This window comes from Rhodoferax sp. XS2R6 (assembly GCF_056521365.1).
The window spans coordinates 874,852-895,105 of record NZ_JBWMAY010000001.1 but is presented as its reverse complement, the minus strand read 5'-3'; the positions used below and the strand labels follow the sequence as shown (position 1 = coordinate 895,105).

Annotated in this window: 17 protein-coding genes and 1 tRNA gene; 7 read left to right on the top strand and 11 right to left on the bottom strand. The window is 62.8% G+C overall.

The features are described from left to right. The first annotated feature begins 174 nt into the window (after nucleotides 1–174). Together AC097A_RS04245 and AC097A_RS04240 are read left to right on the top strand one after the other, a co-directional pair. A complete protein-coding gene (locus AC097A_RS04245) occupies nucleotides 175–1,797 on the top strand; it encodes a site-specific DNA-methyltransferase (protein WP_479619882.1) in 1,623 nt (540 codons plus the stop codon). Further along, nucleotides 1,794–4,283 (top strand): DEAD/DEAH box helicase, encoded by a 2,490-nt coding sequence (locus AC097A_RS04240; protein ID WP_479619881.1) that lies wholly within the window; start codon nucleotides 1,794–1,796, stop codon nucleotides 4,281–4,283. Before AC097A_RS04245 ends, AC097A_RS04240 begins: the two co-directional genes overlap by 4 nt. A gap of 217 nt (nucleotides 4,284–4,500) precedes the next feature. Here the strand turns inward: AC097A_RS04240 and AC097A_RS04235 are convergent. The 8 genes from AC097A_RS04235 to AC097A_RS04200 form a co-directional block, all read right to left on the bottom strand. After that, nucleotides 4,501–4,576: transfer RNA gene (locus AC097A_RS04235), tRNA-Thr, on the bottom strand. Between the two features lie 37 nt (nucleotides 4,577–4,613). Then, a complete protein-coding gene (locus tag AC097A_RS04230; protein ID WP_479619880.1) occupies nucleotides 4,614–5,645 on the bottom strand; it encodes a class 1 fructose-bisphosphatase in 1,032 nt (343 codons plus the stop codon). Nucleotides 5,646–5,687: 42 nt separating this feature from the next. Beyond that, nucleotides 5,688–6,533 carry a tetratricopeptide repeat protein gene (locus tag AC097A_RS04225; protein ID WP_479619879.1) on the bottom strand — a complete coding sequence of 282 codons (846 nt, stop codon included), beginning with the start codon at nucleotides 6,531–6,533 and terminating at the stop codon, nucleotides 5,688–5,690. A 10-nt stretch (nucleotides 6,534–6,543) separates the two neighbouring features. Next, nucleotides 6,544–9,273, bottom strand: coding sequence for an aminopeptidase N (pepN, locus tag AC097A_RS04220; protein WP_479619878.1), 2,730 nt, complete (start codon nucleotides 9,271–9,273; stop codon nucleotides 6,544–6,546). Then, on the bottom strand, nucleotides 9,257–9,931 hold the full coding sequence (locus AC097A_RS04215; protein ID WP_479619877.1) for an HAD family hydrolase: 675 nt from the start codon (nucleotides 9,929–9,931) through the stop codon (nucleotides 9,257–9,259). Before AC097A_RS04215 ends, pepN begins: the two co-directional genes overlap by 17 nt. Nucleotides 9,932–9,934: 3 nt before the next feature. Further along, a protein-coding gene (prfB, locus tag AC097A_RS04210) for a peptide chain release factor 2 (RefSeq protein ID WP_479620197.1) occupies nucleotides 9,935–11,039 on the bottom strand; the annotation gives its coding sequence in 2 pieces (ribosomal slippage) (nucleotides 9,935–10,957 and nucleotides 10,959–11,039; 1,104 coding nt in all). Nucleotides 11,040–11,113: 74 nt separating this feature from the next. Further along, nucleotides 11,114–12,406 carry a hypothetical protein gene (locus tag AC097A_RS04205; RefSeq protein WP_479619876.1) on the bottom strand — a complete coding sequence of 431 codons (1,293 nt, stop codon included), beginning with the start codon at nucleotides 12,404–12,406 and terminating at the stop codon, nucleotides 11,114–11,116. Nucleotides 12,407–12,476: 70 nt separating this feature from the next. Further along, on the bottom strand, nucleotides 12,477–13,379 hold the full coding sequence (locus AC097A_RS04200; RefSeq protein WP_479619875.1) for an alpha/beta fold hydrolase: 903 nt from the start codon (nucleotides 13,377–13,379) through the stop codon (nucleotides 12,477–12,479). Between the two features lie 35 nt (nucleotides 13,380–13,414). Here AC097A_RS04200 and AC097A_RS04195 point away from each other — a divergent pair, with 35 nt between their 5' ends. The 3 genes from AC097A_RS04195 to AC097A_RS04185 all read left to right on the top strand — a co-directional run bounded on the left by AC097A_RS04195 (nucleotide 13,415) and on the right by AC097A_RS04185 (nucleotide 17,149). After that, complete coding sequence (locus AC097A_RS04195) at nucleotides 13,415–15,202, top strand: acetate--CoA ligase (RefSeq protein WP_479619874.1); 1,788 nt, start codon at nucleotides 13,415–13,417, stop codon at nucleotides 15,200–15,202. Then, on the top strand, nucleotides 15,183–16,013 hold the full coding sequence (locus tag AC097A_RS04190) for a glycine-rich domain-containing protein (protein WP_479619873.1): 831 nt from the start codon (nucleotides 15,183–15,185) through the stop codon (nucleotides 16,011–16,013). The genes AC097A_RS04195 and AC097A_RS04190 overlap by 20 nt, the downstream gene beginning before the upstream one ends. 68 nt (nucleotides 16,014–16,081) lie before the next feature. After that, complete coding sequence (locus AC097A_RS04185) at nucleotides 16,082–17,149, top strand: aldo/keto reductase (protein ID WP_479619872.1); 1,068 nt, start codon at nucleotides 16,082–16,084, stop codon at nucleotides 17,147–17,149. Here AC097A_RS04185 and AC097A_RS04180 read toward each other — a convergent pair. Next, nucleotides 17,146–17,376: a hypothetical protein gene (locus AC097A_RS04180; protein ID WP_105262618.1), complete on the bottom strand. Its 231-nt coding sequence runs from the start codon at nucleotides 17,374–17,376 to the stop codon at nucleotides 17,146–17,148. The genes AC097A_RS04185 and AC097A_RS04180 overlap by 4 nt on opposite strands. 77 nt (nucleotides 17,377–17,453) lie before the next feature. Between AC097A_RS04180 and AC097A_RS04175 the strand changes: the two genes are divergently transcribed. Then, complete coding sequence (locus tag AC097A_RS04175) at nucleotides 17,454–17,945, top strand: aminoacyl-tRNA deacylase (RefSeq protein WP_105262617.1); 492 nt, start codon at nucleotides 17,454–17,456, stop codon at nucleotides 17,943–17,945. Between the two features lie 40 nt (nucleotides 17,946–17,985). Then, nucleotides 17,986–18,618 (top strand): glycerol-3-phosphate 1-O-acyltransferase PlsY, encoded by a 633-nt coding sequence (plsY, locus tag AC097A_RS04170; protein WP_479619871.1) that lies wholly within the window; start codon nucleotides 17,986–17,988, stop codon nucleotides 18,616–18,618. Between the two features lie 19 nt (nucleotides 18,619–18,637). Here the strand turns inward: plsY and AC097A_RS04165 are convergent, their stop codons facing one another. Both AC097A_RS04165 and AC097A_RS04160 read right to left on the bottom strand, forming a co-directional pair. Continuing rightward, nucleotides 18,638–19,609, bottom strand: coding sequence for an HD-GYP domain-containing protein (locus AC097A_RS04165; RefSeq protein ID WP_479619870.1), 972 nt, complete (start codon nucleotides 19,607–19,609; stop codon nucleotides 18,638–18,640). After that, nucleotides 19,609–20,250: a retropepsin-like aspartic protease family protein gene (locus AC097A_RS04160; protein ID WP_105262616.1), complete on the bottom strand. Its 642-nt coding sequence runs from the start codon at nucleotides 20,248–20,250 to the stop codon at nucleotides 19,609–19,611. The genes AC097A_RS04165 and AC097A_RS04160 overlap by 1 nt, the downstream gene beginning before the upstream one ends. Nucleotides 20,251–20,254 lie beyond the last annotated feature (4 nt).

Here is a 20,254-nt window from a genome sequence, read left to right as displayed (position 1 = left end):
CACGCCACATGCCTTCTCTTGATTGGGTCAACAAGGCCCAGGCGCAGCGCGCCGCCGCTGACGTTCATTGTCACCAGCTGCAATTCCTGTTCGCGCGTTGCGACTCGCAATCGAAGAAGTTGAGTGCATTCCCAAATGGCCGATAACTACGACGACTATTCCAAAGAACAGCTTTTGCGCCTGCTGCGCGAACGGGACCGTAGGCCCAATTTCGGGCTGGTGTGGGAACGCGACGAGATTGACCACGACCTGTCGGTCAACACCGATTTTGTGGCGCTGGACTGGGATGCCGATTTGTCATGCGGCGACGGACCACAAGACAACCTGATCATTGAGGGCGATAACTTCGATGCCCTGCGCACCTTGCGCATGACGCACGCCGGTCGGGTGAAGTGCATCTACATTGACCCGCCCTACAACACCGGCAACCGCGACTTCATCTACAACGACAGCTTCATCGACAAGGACGACAGCTACCGCCATTCCAAGTGGCTGGAGTTCATGTTCCGGCGGTTGGAGCTGGCCAAGGAGTTGCTCACCGAGGACGGCGTGATTTTTGTGTCCATCGACGACAACGAGGTGTTCCATTTGGGGCTGCTGATGGAACAGGTGTTTGGCGCGGCGAACTTCATTGCCAACGTGATCTGGCAGAAGGTTTACTCGCCCAAGGGAACAGCACAGCATTTCTCCGATGACCATGAGTACATCGTCTGTTTTGCCCTCAATAAGTTCGTTTGGCGACCTAACCCAATGCCGCGTTCAGTAGATCAGGACAAGGCCTACAAGAACCCGGACAAAGACCCGCGCGGCCCGTGGAAGGCAGGCGATATGTCAGCGCGCAATTTCTATAGCAAGGGAACCTACCCGATTACCTGCCCATCCGGGCGTGTTGTCGCTGGCCCACCGCCCGGCAACTACTGGCGTTTTGCGGAAGAGAAATTTCTCGAACTGGACCGCGACAAGCGCATTTGGTGGGGCAAGGATGGCAACAACGTCCCGGCCTTCAAACGATTTCTATCCGACGTGCAGCAAGGCGTGGTGCCGCAAACACTGTGGCAATACAACGAGGTTGGACACACGCAAGATGCAAAAAAAGAAATCCACGACATTCTGCAATTTGAAAATACCGCTGACGTTTTTTCCACACCCAAGCCGGTGGCGCTTATGGAACGCATCATGCGAATTGCCACCAAGCCCGGCGACATCGTGCTGGATTTTTTTGCTGGGTCGGGGACCACGGCGCAGGCTGTGCTGAACCTGAACAAGGAAGACGGTGGCAATCGCCGCTTCATTCTGGTGTCCAGCACCGAAGCCACGGCGGAAACACCCGACAAGAATTTGTGCCGCGACGTGTGTGCCGAACGCGTGCGCCGCGTGGTGACCGGCTACACCACCAAAAAGGGCGAGGCAATTGCGGGGCTCGGTGGTGGTTTTGCCTATCTGCAGTGTCGGCGCATTCCGGCAGCCACGGTGTTTCGCGGCATCCAGCACGCCCAGATATGGACGGCACTGCAACTGATCCATGACGTGGCGTTGTCACCCTATCATTCCGCATTGCCGATGCAGACGGCGCAAGGCAAACGCTCGGTGGTGATCTATTTACCCAAGGTGTCCGACGCCATGCTGGAGGCACTGGAAACCGTGATCCATGGGGCTGGGCAAGCCGTGGTGTATTCATGGCAACCGGCCTTGCTGGCGCAACGCTTGACCGACCCGCGTGTTTCATTCGAGCCGATTCCGGCGTTTCTGGTCAACCGCTTCGGCGCGCGATCTAGCGGCAAGGGAGGACGGCCATGAGCGCCCCCGCACCCAAGGGCTATCAACGCGAAGCGGTAGTCAACGCACTGGAGATTTTTCGCTATGCCGAAAGCCAGTTTCGCCAAGCGACTGATGATGCCAGCCGCGCAGCGGCGACGGCCTTCAATGGTTGTCTGCTGTTAGAAGCCCCGACCGGCTCAGGCAAGACCCTGATGGCGGGGATGATTGCCGAGACATTTGCCGCACCCGATCGCGATAGCAATGCGCAAATTGTCTGGTTCTGGTTTACGCCTTTCGCCACACTGGTGGAACAGGCCAAAGGGGCGATCAAGTCCACTTTTGTTGGCTTGCGCGTGCGTGACTTGCAGGGCGACCGCAAGACGCGCGGTACCAAGAGTGGCGACGTGTACGTGACCACCTGGGCATCGGTAGCGGCATCTAACGCGTCTACGCGCAAGGTGCGCAGCGGTGGCGAGTTTGTGTTGTCCTTGGATGATTTGATTGACGAGCTGCGTGCGGACGGTTTTCGCATTGGCGCCGTGGTGGACGAGGCACACCACGGCTTTGCCACGGCAAAAGAGGCCGTGCGCTTTTACCGTGAATCGCTCAAGCCCGACTTCACTTTAATGGTGACCGCGACACCAGACGATGCCGATGTGGAAAAGTTCAAGAAGGCAGCGGGCATTGGCCACCTGCATCGCATCAGCGTCAGCCGCAAAGAAGCTGTGGACGCGGGGCTGATCAAGGACGGCATCAAGTCGATTGCCTATCTGGCAGCGGATGATCAGAAAGAGTTGGTGGACTTCGCTGCCACGGCGCTGGTCGATGGCTGGGGCATGCACAACGCCATCAAGCAGGGATTGCAGACGGCAGGCATTGGCCTAGTGCCATTGATGTTGGTACAGGTGGCCAACAGCAATAAGGCCGTGGACGAGGCGCGCACGCGGCTCGCGGCCATGGGCGTGCAAGAGTCAAAGATTGCCTGGTACACGGCGGATGATCCCAACGACGATTTGCTATCGGTGGCGATTGATGAACGCAAAGAAGTGCTGATTTTCAAGGTGGCGGTGGCACTGGGTTTTGATGCGCCGCGCGCCTTCACGCTGGTGTCCATGCGCGGGGCGAAAGACACCGACTTTGGCATTCAGGTGGTGGGGCGCATCCTGCGCGTGCACAACCGCCTGCAAGGGCCAACGCTGGAAAAGACACTGCCAGAGCTGCTGCGCTTTGGCTATGTGTTTCTGGCGGATGCGGCGAACCAAAGCGGTTTGGTGCACGCAGGCGAAAAGATCAACGCGATTCAGAGTGAGTTGTCCCACGTATGCCCGTTCACCATGGTGGTGAAAGTGGCCGGGACCCACGAGATTCAGGTGTCGCACAACGGGCAGTCGCAATTGCTTTCTGTGCCCTACACGCCGCCTGTATGGTCCACGCCAACAACAGACGCGAACATTGCCGCTGACGGTGTGCCGTTTGCGGGCGAGTCGCCTGTATGGCAACAGACAGGCATTCTGACGAATCTGGTGTTGATGCCATCGCCATCCGCACCGACGGTAGCGGGTTCGCCCGCTGGGCCACAAACGACCCCTCTGCTTTCAGGCAACCGACGCTTTGCCATCCGCGAGGGTGTGCCGCGCGTCTATCGTTCGGAGCAATCACCGCTTTCAACCGACGACCTGTTGGCATGCATTGCCGCCAACATCGCTATTGACGACAAGGCTTTCAGCGCCGGGTTTCGCCAGTCGGTGAAAGTGACCCGGCAGACGGTAAACCTGTTTGAGGGCAGCGAGGAAATGCAGACGATGAACGCACGTTTGTCCGATGCTGAAATTGCACGTCGTGCGCAGAGCGTCTTGTTCGATGCCGACAATCTCGATCCGCGTGACTTGCACGATGCACTTCTGGCGCGACTCAAAACCGAGTACAGCCACCGTGGCGTTGACACAGACGACGCCGGAATTGAGTTAGCTTTGAACCGCATCATGGCGGCCTACCCGCATTTGATTCGCAACGCTGCGCGCACCTGTTCGGCCAAGTTTAAGGAAACCTTTGATGCGACGCCCTTGCCGGAATTTGTGGAATTGTCAGCAGGGGTTAGAAAGTCGCGCCTGAATGTGTACGGTGTGATGCCGCAAGACCTGAACGGACCGGAGCAGGCGTTCGCGCAATTGCTGGATGCCGATACCTCGGGTACGGTCGAATACTGGTTCCGCAACGAACCACGTAAGCCTTGGTCAATTGGCATTGTGATGCCCAGCGGCGACCGCTACTTTCCCGACTTCGCCATCAAGGTCGCTGGCCGTACGGCGGGTGGTGGCCTGATGTTGGTGGAAACCAAGGGCAATCACATCCTGAACGGCGACAACACCTTGGACAAAGTGCTGGCCGAGCACAAGCTGTATGGCGTACCGCTGATGTTGGTGCAAGACGATGCCGGGCGCTTTATGACCGTCAAATACTTCCCCAACACCGGGCGCAACGAGGAAGACCAGATTTTCCGGATTGAGAATCTTGCGGGGTATTAAGTTGGTTTGGGTTGCGACGCTGCGCTTGTTCCATGTGGTTTGGCGGCCCATATTGCATATAAGTGTTGTGCGGTGATTTGATCAGCTCACTCAATCTGCGCAGTAAACCAACGCTCGAGCAATTTAGCCTCACCCAAGGAGCCGCTGTTTTAGCATTACCCCCGTGCGGGTGAAAAAAATCCGCTACGGTTTAGGTAGCGGATTTTCTTTTCTGTATTGGTGCCGGAAAGATGAATCGAACACCCGACCTTCTCATTACGAATGAGCTGCTCTACCGACTGAGCTACACCGGCAACTAAGCCCGCAATTATAGCGAGCCACCTCTCAGAATCAGGCCGCTTCCGAGTGGTAGCGGGTGGCGCGTTCCACCTCGTTTTTCGATCCCAGGAACACGCTCACGCGCTGGTGCAGCTTGGTGGGCTGGATGTCCAGAATGCGTTGTCGGCCGTCGGTGGCGGCGCCGCCGGCTTGTTCGATCAGCCAGCCCATGGGGTTGGCTTCGTACATCAGGCGCAGCTTGCCTGGCTTCTCGGGTTCGCGCTTGTCCCAGGGGTACATGAAGACGCCGCCGCGAGTCAGGATGCGGTGCACATCGGCCACCATGCTGGCAATCCAGCGCATGTTGAAGTCTTTGCCGCGCGGGCCGTCTTTGCCCTGCAGGCATTCGTCGATGTAGCGCTTCACGGGCTCGTCCCAGTGGCGCATATTGCTCATGTTGACGGCAAATTCCTGTGTGTCTTCGGGCACGCGCACATCTTCCTGTGTCAGCACAAACGAGCCTTGTTCGCGGTCCAGCGTGAACATGGCCACGCCGTCGCCTACGGTCAGCACCAGCGTGGTTTGCGGGCCGTAGATGCAGTAGCCCGCCGCCACTTGCTGGGTGCCGGGCTGCAAGAAGTCTTGCTCGCTCACGGCCGGGCCTTCGGGCGACTTGAGCAGCACGCTGAAGATGGTGCCGATGCTGACGTTCACGTCGATGTTGCTCGATCCGTCCAGCGGGTCAAACATGAGCAGGTATTCGCCTTGCGGGTAGCGGTTGGGCACCACGTAGATGCCTTCCATTTCCTCGCTGGCCATGGCAGCCAAGTGGCCACCCCATTCGTTGGCTTCGATCAACACTTCGTTGGCGATGATGTCCAGCTTCTTCTGGATTTCGCCCTGCACGTTTTCGCTGTCGGCCGCGCCCAGCACGCCGCCCAGGGCGCCCTTGGTCACGGCCAGGCTGATGCTCTTGCAGGCGCGCGCCACCACTTCCAGTAGCAGGCGCAGCTGGGGCGGAATGGCGCCGGGGGCGCTGGCGTTGCCTTCGTGGCCGCGCTGCTTCTCAATCAGGTAGCGCGTGAGCGATATGCGTTGTGTCATGGTTAATCCCTAAGTTTAAAAATTGGTGGGGTCGCGCGCGGCCTAGGCCTGCTCGCGTTCGGTCAATTCATCCAGCCGGGCCCGTGCGTCTTCCAGCAGGTCATCGTCGCCGCTGGCCTGGGCGATGGCCACGCGTTGTTCAAACAGGGTGCGGGCCAGGGCCGCGTCACCCGCCTCGTGGGCCAGCACGCCCTGCTGAAACAGGGTGTCCAGAATGATGTCGTTGTCTTGCAAGGCCTGGCCCAGCGCCAGGCGCTGCTGCAGGTAGGCCTGTGCTTGGGCGTGGTCGCCCAGCTCATAAGCGTTTTGCGCCAGGTTGTTTATGACACCCGCCAAGCGTTCATCGGTGCCCGTGCCAAAGGCGCTCTGCGCGTCGGCCAGCAGTTGCTGGTTGTGCGCCAGTGCCTCGGCAAAGCGGCCAGCCTCGTGCAGGGCGTAGCCAATCTCTTCGCGGATGCCCAGCTTCTGCTCCAGGCTCAGCGTGGCGCTGGCGTGCGCAGAACATTCGGCGGCCTGTTGCAGGTGCTCGATGGCGGTGTCGTATTCCTCGGCCTGCACGGCCGATTTGCCCAGGGCGTAGTGTTGCTCGTAGCGCTCGGTGGGTGTCAGGCTGCCACGCGCTTCGCGGATGGCCAGCGCGCGCAGGCCCAGCGGCAGGCCCTCTGAATCCCACTGGCGTTTGGCAAACACCACAAACTGCAGCCACAGCAGGTCGGCCAGCTCGGCCGACTCCGGGCCCACCTTCTCTGCCAGCGGTAGCAGCGCCTCCAGGTCTTCTGACATAGCGGAGCCGCTGAACATGGCGTCCGCGTCGTACACCGTGTCGCGCAGCGGGGTAAACCGTCGCGCAAACTTGTCTGCAGGGGACGCAAAACCGAAGAAGGCCATGGCCGTGGGTTTAGTCGGCCAGCGCGCGGTCTACCACCTCGCGCACATCGTTGCTGAGGTCGGTCTTGGCGGCCACGCGCACCAGCGCTTCGCGCGCGGCGCTGCGGTAGGGCTCCGCCAGCTTCTTCCAGCGGTCCAGTGCGCGGGCCAGGCGGGCAGCTACCTGGGGGTTGATGCCGTCCAGCTCCATCACGCGGTCGGCCCAGAACACATACCCCGCCGCGTCTGCACGGTGGAAGCCACCGGGGTTGGCGCTGCAGTAGCTGAAGATGACGCTGCGTGCGCGGTTGGGGTTGCGGATGTTGAAGTCCGGGTGGGCCAACAGCTGGCGCACGGCGGGCAGTACCTGGCCACCGCGGTCGCTGGTGCCTGCTTGCAGGGCAAACCACTTGTCCAGCACCAGCGCTTCGTCCTTGAACAGTGCGTGGAAGCGGGCCAGGGCGGGCGCAGCCAGCGCATGGCCGCTGCCCACCAGTGCGGCGAGGGCGTTGAAGCGGTCGGTCATGTTGCCCGCGTCCTTGAAACGCTGCAGTGTCTTGCCGGGCCAAATATCCGACTGTCCTGAGCCTGTCGAAGCGGCGCTCTGCACGGCGGCCAGGTTCAGGAAACCCAGCGCCATGCCAGCCAGGGCGCGGCGGCCGCTGGAGACGGGGTCGGGGCGGTAGGCGCCGTTGTCTTTATGGGCTTCAAACGCCCATTCCCAGTCGGCTTGCAGGGCGGTGGCCAGTTGCAGGCGCATGGCGTCGCGCACGGCGTGGATGCGCTGTGGGTCCACCACGTCCAGCTGCTCGGCGATGTAGGTTTCGCTGGGCAGGGTCAGCACCAGTTCCTTGAAGGCAGCGTCCAGCGTGGGGTGACGCAGCACGGCGCGCATGGCGTCAATATAGGCATCATTTAGGGGTGTAGCGCCCGTAGTATCTGTGCCAGCAGCTATTGAATTGATAGCGCTGCGCAGCGCCAGGCGCTGGCCGGCTTCCCAGCGGTTGAACGGGTCGGGGTCGTTGGCCAGCAGGGTAAGCAGCTGGGCATCGCTGTAGTCAAAGTCCAGCACCACGGGCGCGGAGAAGCCACGCAGGATGGAGGGCACGGGCTCCTCAGTCACACCGGTGAAGGTGATGCTCTGGCTGGCTTCGGTCAGCACAAAGAGGTGGCTGTCGGCACCGGCCACGCTGCTGCCCTGCACATGCAAGGGCAGGGGCGCGCCGCTGCTGGCACCCACCAGGCCCAGGCTCACGGGGATGACAAAAGGCTCTTTGGCAGCCTGGCCCGGTGTGGGGGCGCAGCTCTGGCTGAAGTGCAGCGTGTAGGTCTGCTCCGCGGCGTTGTACTCGCCACGGGTAGCCAGGCGCGGTGTGCCGGCTTGGCTGTACCAGCGCTTGAACTGGGGCAGCAGGTTGGCCAATGCGGAGCCGGGGTTGGCATCGGCAATGGCTTGGGCAAAGTCATCGCAGGTCACGGCCTGGCCGTCAAAACGCTCGAAGTACAGCGCCATGCCCTTGGCAAAGCCGGCACGGCTGGTCAGGGTCTGCATCATGCGGACCACCTCTGCACCCTTCTCGTAAATGGTGACGGTGTAGAAGTTGTTGATCTCGATGTAGCTGTCGGGCCGCACCGGGTGGGCCATGGGGCCCGCATCTTCGGGGAACTGGGCGGTGCGCAGCACGCGCACGTCTTCAATGCGCTTGACGGCGCGGGCCGAGGGCTCGGCGCACAGGTCCTGGCTGAATTCCTGGTCGCGGAAGACGGTCAGGCCTTCCTTCAGGCTCAGCTGGAACCAGTCGCGGCAGGTGATGCGGTTGCCGGTCCAGTTGTGGAAGTACTCGTGGCCCACCACGCTCTCAATATTGGCGTAGTCCACATCGGTAGCGGTGGCCTGGTTCGCCAACACGTACTTGGTGTTGAAGATGTTCAGGCCCTTGTTCTCCATGGCGCCCATGTTGAAGTCGCTGGTGGCGACGATCATGAAACGCTCCAGGTCCAGCGGCAGGCCAAAGCGGGCTTCGTCCCAGGCCACGCTGGCCATCAGGCTGTTCATGGCGTGTTCGGTCTTGTCCAGATCACCGGGGCGCACAAACACTTGCAGCAAATGTTCCTTACCCGCGCGCGACACGATGCGCTGCTCGCGCGCCACCAGTTGGCCCGCCACCAGGGCGAACAGGTAGGACGGTTTTTTGTGTGGGTCCACCCACTTGGCAAAGTGGCGGCCTTCGTCCAGGTCACCGCTGTCCACCAGATTGCCGTTGGACAGCAGCACGGGGTACTTGGCCTTGTCGGCGCGCAGGGTCACCGTGTACATGGCCATCACATCGGGCCGGTCCAGGAAGTAGGTGATGCGGCGAAAGCCTTCTGCCTCGCACTGTGTGAAGAAGGACTCGTTGCTCACGTACAGGCCCATGAGCTTGGTGTTTTTGACCGGCGCGCAAGTGGTGAAGATTTCCAGCGCAAAGGGTTCGCTGCCTTCGGGCAGGTTTTCCAGCACCAGTTGACCGTCTTCCATCTTGAAGCTGGTGCCTTGGCCATTCACCAGCACGCGGGCCAGGTTCAGCTCTTCGCCGTCCAGGCGCAGGGGCTGTGCCGCCACGTCGGGGTTACGGCGCAGCGTCATCTTGTTGAGCACGCGTGTCTTGGCGGGGTCCAGGTCAAAACTCAGATCGACGGTGTCGATCCAGTAGGCGGGGGCAGTGTAGTCGCCGCGGTGGATCACCGCAGCCGGGCCCGAGGCCTCACGAAGTTGCAACATGGTGTGTCTCCAGAAATTGGGAAGTGATCAGGGCGTGGTAGTCGGGCACCACGGCCAGCACGTGGGGGCCGCGCAGTTCGTCGGGGTGGTGGCTGGTGGCGATGCCCACGGCGCGCATGCCGGCGCGGCGTGCGGCTTCGATGCCCAGCGGCGCGTCTTCAAACACGATGCAGCGCGCGGGCTCCACGCCCATGCGGCGCGCGGCTTCCAGGAAGATGGCAGGCTCGGGCTTGCCGGGCAGGCCCTCGTCGCCACCCACGGTGGTGAGTGGGGCAATGGGCATTTGCAGGTTGGCGTAGGCAAAGGCCTGGTTGTGGCGGTCGCCCGCCGTGCCCACGCCCAGCTTCAGGCCGCGGCCATGGGCGAGGTTAAAAAACGCTTTGAACCCCGCTACCTCGGCAAAGATGGGCGAGAAAATTTCGCGGTACACCGCTTCCTTTTCGTGCACATGGGCCAAGGCTACGGCCTCGTCCATCTCCGGGTGGTCAAACAGGTCGCGCATGCATTCGATGCCGGTGCGGCCCGTGGTGCGGCGCATCAGGTCGGCAATGTCCACGTCCAGGCCCTGCCGCTGGGCGAACACCGCCCAGCTTTCCTTGTGCGAAGGCATGGAGTCGATCATGGTGCCGTCCATGTCGAAAATCAAAGCGTCCAACATGCCTTAGATGCCCTGCTTCAGTGATGCCTGGATGAACACATCCAGGTCCCCATCCAGCACCTTTTGGGTGGCAGACACTTCCACGTTGGTGCGCAGGTCCTTGATACGGCTGTTGTCCAGCACGTAGCTGCGGATCTGGTGGCCCCAGCCCACGTCGGTCTTGGTGTCTTCCAGCTTTTGCTGCGCCTCTTGCTGCTTGCGCAGCTCAAAGTCATACAGGCGCGAGCGCAGGCGCTTCCACGCCACGTCGCGGTTGCTGTGCTGGCTGCGGCCGTCCTGGCACTGCACCACGATGCCGGTCGGAATGTGCGTCAGACGCACGGCCGAGTCGGTCTTGTTGATGTGCTGGCCGCCGGCGCCAGACGCGCGGAAGGTGTCGGTGCGCACATCGCTGGGGTTGATCTCGATTTCGATGGAGTCATCGATTTCGGGATAGACGAACACAGACGCGAACGAGGTGTGGCGGCCGCCCGAGCTGTCGAACGGGCTCTTGCGCACCAAGCGGTGCACGCCGGTTTCGGTGCGCAGCAAGCCAAAGGCGTATTCGCCTTCCACCTTGATGGTGGCGCCCTTGATACCGGCGGTGTCACCGTCGGTGATGTCTTCCACGGTGGCGGTGAAGCCCTTGCGTTCCGCGTACTTCAGGTACTGGCGCAGCAGCATGCTGGCCCAGTCGCAGGCCTCGGTGCCGCCAGCGCCGGCCTGGATGTCCAGGAAGCAGGGCAGGGGGTCGGCCGGGTTGTTGAACATGCGGCGGAATTCCAGGCCCTCGATGATGGTGGCCTGCTTGGCGGTCTCGGCCTCGATGGTGAGCAGGCCGGCTTCGTCGCCGTCTTCCTTGCTCATCTCGAACAACTCGGTGTTGTCGGCCAGGTTGCTGGTCAGCTCATTGAGCGTGACAACCACGCCATCCAGCATCTTCTTTTCTTTGCCCAGCTCCTGGGCGCGTTTGGGGTCGTTCCAGACGGTGGGGTCTTCTAACGATGCATTGACGGTGCGCAGGCGCTCGGCTTTGGCATCGTAGTCAAAGATACCCCCGAAGTTCCTGGGTCCTGGCGGTCAGGTCTGCCAGGGTGGTGCCGATAAGGTTGACGCGCTCTGCTTCGATCATGGTGTTCTCGTTCTGCTGAATGGGGAAAACACCGATTTTCTCATGCTTGGCGCCCCGCGCGGCGCCCCCGCCTAGCGACCGAACAGGCCCTTGAGCGCACCGCCCAGACCGGGCAGCCCGGGAATAACGGGCAACAGGGACTTTTGCTCGGGCGCTTCGTCGCCGGTGGGGGCACTGGCCGCAGCGGCTGGGCGGCGTTTGCTGCTGCTATCTTCCAGCGGCAGCGTGGCCACGGACTTGACGCGCACACGCGCTGCCCACTCGGGCGCCCAGGCCACGCGGCGGTCGGCGGGGCGGGGTGGGTGCACCAGGTTCAGCTCTTGCCCGTAGGCCATGCCACGCACCATGGCGCCCCCGGACTTGGCAAAAATGCCGGCCGGAATGGCGCACTGGGTCTGGCTGGTGGGTAGCAGGGTTTTGTCGGCCAGCCACAGGTCCAGATTGGGTGTGCTCAGGTAGTCCATCAGGCCCCAGCCGGGCTCGGGTGTTTCGGACGAGCTCCACAACACCATTTCACCGTCGCTGCCGCCCATGGCGTTCAGAAAGTAGGCGCGCGCCTGCGGCTGGGCTGGCCATGCCACGGTGGTGGCGCTGGCGCCACCACCCGTGGTGGACAGCGCCAGGGGCGGCATGAAGTCCTGCACCTGGCCGATGGAGAACTGCAGGCTGGCCGGAATGCCGTCGCCCGCCACCTTGTGCTCGCCCTGCAGCGAGGCACCTTTGGGCACGGGTTGTTTGCTCTGCGGGTTGGGCCACAGGGCGTGGCCCGGGGCGGCGGTGGCACCGCGTTCAGGCGTGGCGCGCCCGCGCATGAACTGGGCGTAGTCCTCGGGTTTGGCATTTGCCACGTCCAGCACCTTGGGCTGGCCGGCACGCACCGTGTCGCTGCAGCCCCAGTAGAGCAGGATGCGGCCCTTGGGTTGCTCGGGCACACCGTCTTCGGTGTTGCGGCTCTGCGGGGTGGTGGGTTTGGTGGCCGCGGGTTCGGGCGGCAGCAGCGTCAGGCTGGCGCCCAGGTTTAGGCCGGGAGGAATACTTTGGGTGGCAGTGGTGCCCGCAGGTTTGCGCTGGGTGGCCACGGCAATGTCCAGCCAGCGGCCGGGCAGCATGCCCTTGGTGGCGCCAAAGCTGGCCTCGCCCATGCCTTGGATGCCGGCCATGCTGGCGGCCAGACCGCCCACGGCGCCCAGGTTGGGCAGCTCGTCCATGTCGGCCATACGTACGGTGGCCACGTCCATCCAGTACTGCGCCACCGGCGGGCGCACCACCTGGGTTTGCGAGATGGCGGGGCTGCTGCCCAGGGCCAGCAGCAGGGCGCTGGCCAGGGTGGTGGTGGAATACGCGGGACGGTGGCGGGCTTGCATGGAATCTCCTGAAGCGGTGCGGACGTTGCGCCGCATTATCAACCTGCCATGTGTCTGCGTCTGTGCGGATTCAGACGATGAAGCGTTCGATCAGCGCCGCCAGCACCTCAGGCTGGTCGTGGTGCATCATGTGGCCCGCATCGTCAATGTGGGCAATCTCCACATTCGGCACCACCTGCAGGCGCTCGTGGTACTGGGCCAGCGTGAACTTGCCGCGCCACCACAGGTCCAGGCTGTTGTCAGACGCTTCCACCGCCAGCACCGGCATGGTCAGGCGTTTGTAGATCTCCAGCACCTCTTCCACGCGGTAGAGCTGGGCATTGGAAATCTTGTGGGCCGCATCACCCTGGATGGCCCACTTTCCTTCTGCATTTTCAGCCGCCCAGTGGCGGGCCAGCCAGTCGGCCTTGTCTTGGCCCAGGCGCGGGTTGGTTTTCATGAGGCGGCGGGCCACGCCGTCGGCGCTGTCATAGGCTTTCAGGTCCATCTCGCCCGTGTGCAGTTTTTTCAGCTCGTCCATCCAGGTGGCAAAACGGCCGGGCGCCTGCGCGGGGATGGTGGCGGGCATGCCAAAACCTTCCAGGTTCACCAAGCGGCGAATGCGCTCGGGGCGCACGCCGCCATAGAGCATCACCACATTGCCGCCCATGCTGTGGCCCACCAGGTTCACCGGCTGGCCGGGGGCGTAGTGGTCCAGCAGAAAGTCCAGGTCGGCCAGGTAGTCGGGGAACCAAAAGTTGTCGGCCAACGGGGCTTTGGTTTGGCCGTAACCCCGCCAGTCGGGGGCGATGATGTAGTGGTCTTGCGCCATAGCGTCCACCACAAACTGGTAGCTGGCCGCCACGTCCATCCAGCCGTGCACCATGACCAGCGGAGTCTTGCCGGGGCCGGGCTCGCCCCACACTTGCACGTGGTAGCTCAGGTTGCGGATGGGGACGAATTCGCTGCGGCAGGGGCGTTTGACTTGGTACATTGCTGGAATCATAAGGACGTACAAGGAGACAGGGCATGCCAGTCAGTCAACGACGCGACAAGACATCGAAGACACAGAGCGCGGTGGGGCTTCCCCCCGGCTACGCCGCGTTGCACGGCAGCTTTGGCTGGCAGGTGCCGCAGCATTTCAACATGGCCCAGGCCTGCAGCCAGCGCTGGGCGGAGCAGCCTGACGCTACAAAAAGAGTAGCTGTTCGCGCATATTCCACGGGCGCCGAGAGCACTTTTTATACCTATTCTGAGTTGCAGACACAGGCCAATCGCCTGTCCAACGCGCTGCGCGTGCTGGGCGTGCAGCGCGGCGACCGGGTGGGCATCGTGCTGCCGCAGCGTTTTGAAACTGCGGTGGCCTACATGGCGGTGCTGCAGCTGGGTGCGGTGGCCATGCCGCTCTCCATGTTGTTTGGCCCCGAGGCACTACAGTTTCGCCTGCACGACAGCGAGGCGGTGGTGGCGATTTGTGATGCGACGTCGCTGGAGGCGCTGGCCAGCGTGCGCGACGACTGCCCGCTGTTGCGCACCGTCATCGGTGTGGGCGGTGCGCCCGGCCAAGCCGACCTGCACTGGGCCACGGTACTGGCACAGGAGCCCGCACAGTTCACGCTGGTGAACACGCTGGCCGAAGAGCCCGCCGTGTTGATCTACACCAGCGGCACCACGGGCAACCCTAAAGGCGCGCTGATCCCACACCGCGCCCTCATCGGCAACCTGAGCGGTTTTGTGGCCAGCCAGAACTGGTTTGGGTTTGACGGCAAGAAGAATGCGAATTCCAAGGCCGTGTTCTGGTCGCCGGCCGACTGGGCGTGGACCGGCGGGCTGATGGACGCGTTGCTGCCTACGCTGTACTTCGGCCGCCCCATCGTGGCGTACAGCGGGCGATTCAGCCCGCAGATGGCGCTGGAGCTGATGCGCGACTGCGGCGTGACGCATACCTTCCTGTTTCCCACTGCGCTCAAAGCCATGATGAAGGCCTACCCCGGCGTAAAGGGCAAGACCGTGCGCCAGCAGTTCAAGCTCAAGCTGGACGCCATCATGAGCGCGGGCGAGGCCGTGGGTGACGCGGTGTTTGGCTACTGCGAGCGGCAGCTGGGCGTGACGCCCAACGAGATGTTTGGCCAGACCGAGATGAACTACATCGTGGGGAATTCAAATCGGCACTGGCCCGCCAAGGGCGGCAGCATGGGCATGGGCTACCCCGGCCACCGCGTGGCGGTGATAAACGACGATGGCCAGGAATGCGCGGTGGGCGTGCCTGGCGATGTGGCGCTGAACCGCTTTGACGTGCACGGCCACCCGGACCCCATCTTCTTTCTGGGCTACTGGAAAAACCCGGCCGCCACGGCCGCCAAGTTCACCGGCGACTGGTGCCGCACGGGCGACCTGGCGGTGCGCGACGCCGAAGGCTACCTCTGGTACCAGGGCCGCAGCGACGACGTGTTCAAGGCCGCGGGCTACCGCATTGGCCCCGGCGAGATCGAGAACTGCCTGGTCAAACACCCGGCGGTTATCAACGCCGCCGTGGTGCCCAAGCCCGATACCGAGCGCGGCGCGTTGGTCAAGGCTTATGTCGTCATTGCTCCTGATTTCATAGCTGCTTGCGCAGGAGATACGGGGGCTATAAGCCAATTGCATGCCAAACTGAAGGTGGAGCTGCAAGCCCATGTGAAGGGGCAATTGGCACCTTACGAGTACCCCAAGGAGATTGAGTTTGTAGACGCCCTGCCCATGACCACCACCGGCAAGGTGCAGCGCCGCGTGCTGCGCCTTCAAGAGGAGGCGCGTTATGCGGCTGCCCGCGCTTGACCCTGTTTTTCACCCCACGCTGCTGCGCCGAATCGCTTGGCTCAGCTGGGGCAAATTGCTACCGCTGCCGGTGTGGCTGGTGATGGCGTACCTGACCCGTCCGCCCCACTATCTGTTTGGCGTGTCGTTCATGTTGGGTGGTTTGGTTTGTTTGCTGCTTTACCTTGCTCTGCATGCCTGGGAGCTGAGCCTGCGCCGCCAGTTTGTGCGCGAGGCGCCACTGCCGCGCTTTCTGGGCGCCAAGCTCATGGCGCAGTACCCGCAGCTCAGCGCGCGTGATACCGAGCTGGTGCTGCACGGCCTGCGCCAGTTCTTCATCGCGCACCTGCGCAGCAAGCGCCAGTTTGTGGCCATGCCCTCCAAGGTAGTGGACGCGGCCTGGCACGAGTTCATTCTGCATACGCGCGGCTACCAGCAGTGGTGTGACGCGGCCTTTGGCAGCCTGCTGCACCACAGCCCGGCTGAGGTGTTGGGTCGCGATGCCAAGCGCAACAGCGGCCTGCGCCGCGCCTGGTTCTGGGCCTGCAAGGAAGAGAGCATTGACCCACGCGCGCCCACGCGCCTGCCGTTGCTGTTTGCGCTGGACAAGAAGTTCGCCATTGCGGGCGGCTTTACCTATGTGCCCAACTGCCGCGACATCGACAACAAGGCCGGCTCCGACGCCTACTGCGGCACCAGCTTTGGCGACGGTGGTGGCGGGGGCTGCGGTGGCGGAGGCGATGGTTCCTCGGATGGTTCGTTCAGCTTCAGTTCGGACAGCGGTGGCAGTGATGGTGGCAGCAGCTGCGGGGGAGGCTGTGGTGGCGACTAGGTCTTTCACTCCGCGCTACCATTGTTCGATTCGCCGTTTCTTCACCCCATTTTTTGAATAGCGCCCGCATGAAAACCGTTCAACTTGGCTCCAGCGACCTGCACGTTACCCCCATCTGCCTGGGCACCATGACCTTTGGCGAGCAGGTGGACGAACCCACCTCCCACACCATCCTGAGCCGCGCCGTGGAGCGCGGCATCAACTTCATCGACACGGCCGAGATGTACTCGGTGCCACCGCGTGCCGAGACCTTCAACCTGACCGAAAAAATCATCGGCAACTGGATCAAAGCCAACCCCAGCGTTCGCGAAAAACTGGTCATCGCCACCAAGGTGGCCGGCCCTTCGCGCGGCATGCCCTGGGTGCGCAACGGCAGCAGCAACCTGACCGCCGAAGACATCATTGCCGCCTGCGAAGGCAGTTTGCAGCGCATGAACATCGAGACCATCGATCTGTACCAGATCCACTGGCCCGTGCGCCATGTGCCCATGTTCGGCGGTATGTACTTCGACCCCAAGAATGAAAACGTGGGTGGCAGCGCGATTGAAGAGCAGTTGCGCGCCATGGAAGTGCTGGTGAAGGCGGGCAAGGTACGCGCCATCGGCCTGTCCAATGAAACGCCCTATGGCGTGCATGAGTTTGTGCGCCTGGCCGAGCAGCATGGTCTGCCACGCATTGCTACCGTGCAAAACAACTATGGCCTGCTGGCCCGCACGGTAGAGAACGGCCTGGACGAAACCCTGCACCGCCTGGGCGTGTCGCTGCTGCCGTACTCGCCGCTGGCCTTTGGCCTGCTGACGGGCAAATACGACGAGGAAGGCCTGCTGGGCGAGAGCGTGTCGCCAGACTGGCGCCTGCGCAAGTTCGAGTCCACCCGCAAACAGCGCTGGGGCCGCCCCGATGCCCTCAAGGCCGCGCGCAAGTACAACGCCCTGGCTCGCGAATACGGCTTCACGCCCAGCCAGATGGCCCTGGCCTTCTGCTACACCAAGTGGCAAGTGGCCAGCACCATCATTGGCGTGCGCACACTGGACCAGCTGGACGACAACATCAACGCCTGGGGCACCACGCTGCCCGACGAACTGCTCAAGAAAATCGACGAGGTGCGCTGGGAGATTCGCGACCCCGCCGTCTAAGCCTTCAGCATTTCTTCGACTGCCGCCTTGGCCTCGGCCAAGTCGATAAAGAAGCGGGTGGGCTGGGGTGGGGCCTTGGGCATGTGGCTGGGCGGTGGCCACAGACGCTCGTCAAGCCAACTGGCGGCCACGCCACCGATGTCTTTGACCTTGAGTGTGCAGACAGGCACATCGTCCAGCAAGGCGGTGTACACAGTGGGCGTGTCGTTCCAGGTAATGTGTGCCATAGCGGTCCATGCGGAGTGTGGAGGATCCATGGTAGGACCAGCCGATGGACTAAGCAAGTGGCGGAAAATACGCAGCTATGGCCAAAAAAGACCACGTTTCTGAGACCCCTGCCACCCAGCTGCTCAAAGCCAGCAAGGTGGCCTTTACCGAACACCCCTACGAGTACCTGGAGCACGGTGGCGCCCAGCACAGCGCGGCCGTGCTGGGGTTTGACCCGTTTACCGTGGTCAAGACACTCATCATGCAAGACCAGGACGCCAAACCCCTGGTGGTGCTGATGCATGGCAACCGCAAGGTGTCCACCAAAAACCTGGCGCGACAGATTGGCGCCAAATCGGTGGAGCCCTGTGCGCCCGAGGTGGCTAACCGCCACAGTGGTTACCTGGTGGGTGGCACCAGCCCGTTTGGCACGCGCAAGACCATGCCGGTCTATATCGAGTCCAGCATCCTGGAGCTGCCTCGCATTTGCATCAACGGCGGGCGGCGCGGTTACCTGGTGGGGCTGGACCCGCAGGTGTGTGTGCAGCTGCTGGGCGCCAAGCAGGTACAGTGCGCGCTGGAAGAATGATGGCAACTGATGCATTGCCAAGACCCGATTGGAGATTGAATTGAATTCTGTGCTTTACCCCGTGCTGGCCACCGTGACCGCGTACCTGATTGGCTCCCTGTCGTTTGCCGTGATCGTGAGCCGCGTGATGGGCCTGAACGACCCGCGCACCTACGGCAGCAAAAACCCCGGTGCCACCAATGTGCTGCGCTCGGGCTCCAAGGCCGCGGCGGTGGTGACGCTGCTGCTGGATGCGCTGAAGGGCTGGTTGCCGGTGGTGGCTGTGAAGTGGTGGGGCGAGCCCTATGGCTTGGGCGATGGCACCATGGCACTGGTGGGGCTGGCGGCGTTTTTGGGCCACCTGTTTCCGGTGTTCTTCCGCTTTGTGGGCGGCAAGGGCGTGGCCACGGCACTGGGTGTGCTGGTGGGCGTGAGCGGCTGGCTAGGCCTGGCCGTGGGGCTGACCTGGCTCATCATTGCCTACTTCTTTCGCTACTCGTCGCTGGCGTCGCTGGTGGCGGCGCTGTTTGCGCCGGCTTACTACGTCTTTGGCAACCAGGTGGCCTGGGCCATGGACAAGAGCGTGCTGCTGTCCATTGCCGTCATGTCATTGTTGCTGATCTGGCGCCATGCCGAAAACATCTCCCGCCTGGTGCAGGGCAAGGAATCCAAGCTGGGCCAGAAGAAGTCTTGATGCTGACCGCTGGCCGGGCTTATGCCATGGCCAGTGCCTGGCTGCCCAGCTGCAGGATGTAGAAGTGGTTGAGCGGCGCCCGCACCGCCGACGAGGGCAGGGCCGAGCGGATGCGCGGGTAGGCCTCGGCCGTGCTGTGCAGGCGTGGGTTGCTTTCCAGCTCGCCACCGGGCTTGCCCACCACCACCACAAAAGGCTGGTTGCTCTTGGTGCTGCGGCGCACCACCACGCCCAGCTCGTCGTTGTCCAGCCGCACATAGGTGCCGGGCGGGCACAGGCCCACGGCGCGCACCAGGGCTTGGCCAATTTCATCCACCGAGCTGGTGGCCCGTGTCATGACCGAGCGGGCCGACTCGATGGCGCTGCGGCCCGAACGGGATTTGCGCGGGCTGATCATGGCCGCATACCGGTCCACCACCTTCAGGATGCGCGCCAGCCGGACTGACGTCGGCACAAGTCGCATATCGTCCTTGTCCACCGCATCGTCGTGGTGGCTGGACACCACGTCCAGCCAGTCGTCGTCGGCCACGCCCAGGTTGGCCAGCATCATGGCGCCCTTGATGGCGTGGGCGCGAATCGCGTCTTGCTGGGCGGGTGTGGGTTTTTCGGCCTGGCCGGCGAGCTCGTCCTGCAGCGCCGTCATGGCAATGTTCATGGTCAGCGCGGCGTGTACCAAGCTGCTGCGCTCTTTGGGGGGCAGGCGCAGCTCGGTGCCGACCAGGTGGCACAAGACACCGCACACCAGGGAGTGCGAGGCGCTGTAACCCACCGGCGAGTTGCTGGCCAGCTGGAACAGCAGGTACAGGCCCACATCGGGGTCACGCTGCAGCAGGCCTTGCATCCACCGGTCGTACTGCAGCACGCGGTGGGAAAACTGCTGTGCATTTGCGGGGCTGCTCAAAATAATGCCCAGCCCACTCTCCAGGTCCGACCACTGACCCAGCAGGTCCTCGTATTCGTTCTCGTCGCGCACGTCCATGGCGTTTGGCATCAGAAACGGCGCTCCAGCACCATCTGGTCATTGTTGCGGTTCATCTGAAAGCGGCTCAGAAAGCTGTTGCCCAGCAGCACATAGGGCATGCCACCGGGGGACACCACGGCCTCCACACCGCTCACCATCACATCGCCCACACGCACCGTGTTCAGGGTCACGCGCCAGCCTTGCGTGATGCCGTTGGCGGTGCTCATCTGCACGGTTTGTCCGTTCTGGTAGTCAAGCCCGATGCGTTTGGCATCGGCCACACTCATGGCGATGGTGGTGGCACCGGTATCGACCATGAACTGCACGGTGCGCCCGTTGATCTGGCCTTCGCTCATGAAGTGGCCACCAGGGCCGGCGGTCAGCACCACGCGGCCGCCGCTGAGTTGTTGACCCGCGCCACTGCCAACGCTGGCGGGGGCGTCGCCCACGCGCAGCACCTGGCGCTTGCCGCCCACTTCCAGAGTGATTTGTTCACCCTGGATGGCCACCACCTTGATGCCCTTGTGCACCTCGCCCACGGCCACTGCTTTGGGAAAGCCCCCGTCCACAATCAGCAAGGCCTTGTTGCCCAGCGTGCCATTGATCGCCACGGACTGCGCCCACACCGGGGCGGCAAACAGCAGGGCGGCAGCCAGGAACAAGTTTTTCATAGGC